This window comes from Frigoribacterium sp. PhB107 (assembly GCF_003751515.1).
In the GTDB taxonomy this organism is placed as follows: domain Bacteria; phylum Actinomycetota; class Actinomycetes; order Actinomycetales; family Microbacteriaceae; genus Frigoribacterium.
This window is the reverse complement of the sequence record NZ_RJKU01000006.1, coordinates 1-5653: the sequence shown is the minus strand read 5'-3', so window position 1 is coordinate 5653 and position 5653 is coordinate 1. Positions and strand designations below refer to the sequence as shown.

Sequence of the window (5653 nt, the reverse complement as noted above, 5' to 3'; positions counted from 1 at the left end):
GTTAAACAAGAAGAGCCCCTCCAGTGGAGGGGCTCTTCTATCAAAAGGAGTCCGGCGGTGTCCTACTCTCCCACAAGGTCCCCCTTGCAGTACCATCGGCGCTGAGAGTCTTAGCTTCCGGGTTCGGAATGGGACCGGGCGTTTCCCTCTCGCTATGGCCGCCGAAACATTTACCACACAACCCCCGAAGCGTGAGCCCCGGGTGAGGGTGAAGTCTGTTTCAGACCATGCCCACTGGCCATGCCGGTGGGACTTGTCTGTTCTGTTGTCCCCACACCACAGCACGTGTGATGTGAAGGGTGTTCCGTAAAGCTCAGCCGTTGCCGACCGTCTTTCGGGAACCACATAGTGGACGCGTAGCAATCTTTCTTCCTCCTCTACAGGGGAAGAGTGTTGTCAAGTTATCGGCTTATTAGTACCGGTCAGCTCCATGGGTCGTTAGTCCCCACTTCCACATCCGGCCTATCAACCCAGTAGTCTAGCTGGGAGCCTCTCACCCCGAAGGGTATGGAAATCTCATCTCGAAGCCGGCTTCCCGCTTAGATGCTTTCAGCGGTTATCCGTTCCGAACGTAGCTAATCAGCGGTGCTCTTGGCAGAACAACTGACACACCAGAGGTTCGTCCATCCCGGTCCTCTCGTACTAGGGATAGATCTTCTCAAATTTCCTACGCGCGCAGCGGATAGGGACCGAACTGTCTCACGACGTTCTAAACCCAGCTCGCGTACCGCTTTAATGGGCGAACAGCCCAACCCTTGGGACCTACTCCAGCCCCAGGATGCGACGAGCCGACATCGAGGTGCCAAACCATGCCGTCGATATGGACTCTTGGGCAAGATCAGCCTGTTATCCCCGAGGTACCTTTTATCCGTTGAGCGACAGCGCTTCCACAAGCCACTGCCGGATCACTAGTCCCGACTTTCGTCCCTGCTCGACTTGTCAGTCTTACAGTCAAGCTCCCTTGTGCACTTACACTCGACACCTGATTGCCAACCAGGTTGAGGGAACCTTTGGGCGCCTCCGTTACTCTTTAGGAGGCAACCGCCCCAGTTAAACTACCCACCAGGCACTGTCCCAGAACCGGATCACGGTTCGTAGTTAGATATCCAAAGTGACCAGAGTGGTATTTCAACAATGACTCCACCTGAACTAGCGTCCAAGCTTCACAGTCTCCCACCTATCCTACACAAGCCACTCCGAACACCAATACCAAGCTGTAGTAAAGGTCACGGGGTCTTTCCGTCCTGCTGCGCGTAACGAGCATCTTTACTCGTAGTGCAATTTCGCCGAGTTCGCGGTTGAGACAGCTGGGAAGTCGTTACGCCATTCGTGCAGGTCGGAACTTACCCGACAAGGAATTTCGCTACCTTAGGATGGTTATAGTTACCACCGCCGTTTACTGGGGCTTAAATTCTCAGCTTCGCTTGCGCTAACCGTTCCTCTTAACCTTCCAGCACCGGGCAGGCGTCAGTCCGTATACATCGTCTTGCGACTTGGCACGGACCTGTGTTTTTAGTAAACAGTCGCTTCCCACTGGTCTCTGCGGCCTTTCCCGCTCCGGGAGTAAATCCCATCACGGTTCCGGCCCCCCTTCTCCCGAAGTTACGGGGGCATTTTGCCGAGTTCCTTAACCACGATTCTCTCGATCTCCTTGGTATTCTCTACCTGACCACCTGAGTCGGTTTGGGGTACGGGCGGCTTGAACCTCGCGTCGATGCTTTTCTCGGCAGCATAGGATCACTGATTTCCCCCAATCGGGGTACGCATCGGATCTCAGGCGCATTGACGACGGATTTGCCTATCGTCAGCCCTACATCCTTACACCAGGTTCACCTTACGGATACCATCGCCTGGCTCAGCTACCTTCCTGCGTCACACCTGTTAATACGCTAAACGCACCAGCATGGGGTCGAGCGTTAGACCGGCCGGCATCACCCCGAAGGGATCCACTCAGCCGGGTTAGGACTCTTAGCACCACTGGATTATCTTGGGCGGTTCTTCGCCGGTACGGGAATATCAACCCGTTGTCCATCGACTACGCCTGTCGGCCTCGCCTTAGGTCCCGACTTACCCAGGGCGGATTAACCTGGCCCTGGAACCCTTGGTCTTTCGGAGGACGGGTTTCTCACCCGTCTTTCGCTACTCATGCCTGCATTCTCACTCGTGTGGCCTCCACGGCTGGTTTACACCGCCGCTTCACTGGCCACACGACGCTCTCCTACCACTCCGTACGACTGAACCACGAAGGCTTGTCTATAATACGAAATCTACAGCTTCGGTGGTGTGCTTGAGCCCCGTTACATTGTCGGCGCGGAATCACTTGACCAGTGAGCTATTACGCACTCTTTCAAGGGTGGCTGCTTCTAAGCCAACCTCCTGGTTGTCTCTGCAACTCCACATCCTTTCCCACTTAGCACACGCTTAGGGACCTTAGCTGGTAGTCTGGGTTGTTTCCCTCTCGACAATGAAGCTTATCCCCCACTGTCTCACTGCTGCGCTCTCACTTACCGGCATTCGGAGTTTGGCTGACGTCAGTAAGCTTTTGGGCCCCATCGGCCATCCAGTAGCTCTACCTCCGGCAAGAAACACGCAACGCTGCACCTAAATGCATTTCGGAGAGAACCAGCTATCACGAAGTTTGATTGGCCTTTCACCCCTATCCACAGCTCATCCCCTCCATTTTCAACTGAAGTGGGTTCGGTCCTCCACGACGTCTTACCGTCGCTTCAACCTGGCCATGGATAGATCACTTCGCTTCGGGTCTAGGACATGCGACTGTATCGCCCTCTTAAGACTCGCTTTCGCTACGGCTACCCCACACGGGTTAACCTCGCCACATATCGCTAACTCGCAGGCTCATTCTTCAAAAGGCACGCTGTCACCCCTACAAGGAGGCTCCAACGGTTTGTAAGCAAACGGTTTCAGGTACTATTTCACTCCCCTCGCGGGGTACTTTTCACCTTTCCCTCACGGTACTTGTCCGCTATCGGTCATCTGGGAGTATTTAGGCTTATCAGGTGGTCCTGACAGATTCACACGGGATTTCTCGGGCCCCGAGCTACTTGGGATCCCCATTCAGCCAGCGCCAGCATTTCGGCTACGGGGTTCGCACCCTCTATGACCAGCCATTCAAAGCTGTTCGCCTATACTGCGCTGTAACTGCTCCTGTCCGGCAGAACAGGACAACGGGTCCCACAACCCCGACCATGCAACGACCGCCGTCTATCACACATGACCGGTTTAGCCTCTTCCGATTTCGCTCGCCACTACTGACGGAATCACTGTTGTTTTCTCTTCCTGTGGGTACTGAGATGTTTCACTTCCCCACGTTCCCTCTACCCGCCCTATATATTCAGGCGGGAGTCACCAGGTCAAAACGCCTGGCGGGGTTTCCCCATTCGGACATCCTCGGATCAGGGCTCGATTATCAGCTCCCCGAGGCTTATCGCAGATTTCTACGTCCTTCTTCGGCTCCAGATGCCAAGGCATCCACCGTTTGCTCTTAGAAACTTGACCACAAAGTTGCTGCCAGCCAAAAGCCGGCAGCTCAGTGTTATCTCATTCGCCAACCACACCTAAAAGGCGGGTTGGTCTAAGAAATTGCACTTAGTATCACAACCACTCACCAACCCGAAGGCCGGCAACTGCTTGCGACTAAGATGCTCGCGTCCACTGTGTAGTTCTCAAAATACGGGCGGCACCAGAATCACCCTGCGATTGATGCAGGACTTTCCTGGCCCAGAGGAGTCAACCCGTTGATCTTCCGACCAACCGGTTTGGTCCCTCAGGACCCAACAGCGTGCACACCCCCCAGCTCCCCAGCCCTCTCGTTCCAGACACCCAAAAGGTGACGTACTGAAGCTGACCGGCTCACCGGAAAGTCATTGTCAATGTTCCACCCATGAGCGCCAGCCGAAGACATTCGCTTCGGAACTGACTTGACCAGAAGTTCCCCGTGTATACCGCGGGGCTGGTACATGCTCCTTAGAAAGGAGGTGATCCAGCCGCACCTTCCGGTACGGCTACCTTGTTACGACTTAGTCCTAATCACCGATCCCACCTTCGACAGCTCCATCCCACAAGGGGTTAGGCCACTGGCTTCGGGTGTTACCGACTTTCATGACTTGACGGGCGGTGTGTACAAGGCCCGGGAACGTATTCACCGCAGCGTTGCTGATCTGCGATTACTAGCGACTCCGACTTCATGAGGTCGAGTTGCAGACCTCAATCCGAACTGAGACCGGCTTTTTGGGATTCGCTCCACCTTACGGTATCGCAGCCCTTTGTACCGGCCATTGTAGCATGCGTGAAGCCCAAGACATAAGGGGCATGATGATTTGACGTCATCCCCACCTTCCTCCGAGTTGACCCCGGCAGTCTCCTATGAGTTCCCACCATTACGTGCTGGCAACATAGAACGAGGGTTGCGCTCGTTGCGGGACTTAACCCAACATCTCACGACACGAGCTGACGACAACCATGCACCACCTGTATACCGACCTTGCGGGGCGGCCATCTCTGGCCGTTTCCGGTATATGTCAAGCCTTGGTAAGGTTCTTCGCGTTGCATCGAATTAATCCGCATGCTCCGCCGCTTGTGCGGGCCCCCGTCAATTCCTTTGAGTTTTAGCCTTGCGGCCGTACTCCCCAGGCGGGGAACTTAATGCGTTAGCTGCGACACGGAGACCGTGGAATGGTCCCCACATCTAGTTCCCAACGTTTACGGCGTGGACTACCAGGGTATCTAATCCTGTTCGCTCCCCACGCTTTCGCTCCTCAGCGTCAGTTACGGCCCAGAGATCTGCCTTCGCCATCGGTGTTCCTCCTGATATCTGCGCATTCCACCGCTACACCAGGAATTCCAATCTCCCCTACCGCACTCTAGTCTGCCCGTACCCACTGCAGGCTGGGGGTTGAGCCCCCAGATTTCACAGCAGACGCGACAAACCGCCTACGAGCTCTTTACGCCCAATAATTCCGGACAACGCTTGCACCCTACGTATTACCGCGGCTGCTGGCACGTAGTTAGCCGGTGCTTTTTCTGCAGGTACCGTCACTTTCGCTTCTTCCCTACTAAAAGAGGTTTACAACCCGAAGGCCGTCGTCCCTCACGCGGCGTTGCTGCATCAGGCTTGCGCCCATTGTGCAATATTCCCCACTGCTGCCTCCCGTAGGAGTCTGGGCCGTGTCTCAGTCCCAGTGTGGCCGGTCACCCTCTCAGGCCGGCTACCCGTCGTCGCCTTGGTGAGCCATTACCTCACCAACTAGCTGATAGGCCGCGAGTCCATCCTTGACCAAAATTCTTTCCAACTCCTAGCCATGCGGCTGAAGCTCGTATCCGGTATTAGACGCCGTTTCCAGCGCTTATCCCAGAGTCAAGGGCAGGTTACTCACGTGTTACTCACCCGTTCGCCACTAATCCCCCCAGCAAGCTGGAGTTCATCGTTCGACTTGCATGTGTTAAGCACGCCGCCAGCGTTCGTCCTGAGCCAGGATCAAACTCTCCGTAAAAGAAAAAACAGAACCACCGGAAAAAGGTGATAACTGCTGAATTTGATGCTGACTGAAAGAACAAAACAATCTGACGATTGTTGATTGTCCGTCAATCTCAAAGAAACCTAAACACCATCGACGACCGAAGCCGCCGACAATGC

Annotated in this window: 3 rRNA genes; all 3 read right to left on the bottom strand. The window is 55.0% G+C overall.

Annotated features, from left to right (window positions below):
• Positions 1 to 49: 49 nt before the first annotated feature.
• The 3 genes from rrf to EDF18_RS16060 all read right to left on the bottom strand — a co-directional run bounded on the left by rrf (position 50) and on the right by EDF18_RS16060 (position 5510).
• Positions 50 to 166 (bottom strand): 5S ribosomal RNA (gene rrf / locus EDF18_RS16070).
• 226 nt (positions 167 to 392) lie between these two features.
• Positions 393 to 3516, bottom strand: a 23S ribosomal RNA gene (locus tag EDF18_RS16065).
• Positions 3517 to 3988: 472 nt separating this feature from the next.
• A 16S ribosomal RNA gene (locus EDF18_RS16060) occupies positions 3989 to 5510 on the bottom strand.
• Together the 16S, 23S and 5S rRNA genes form the textbook arrangement of a ribosomal RNA operon.
• Positions 5511 to 5653: the final 143 nt, after the last annotated feature.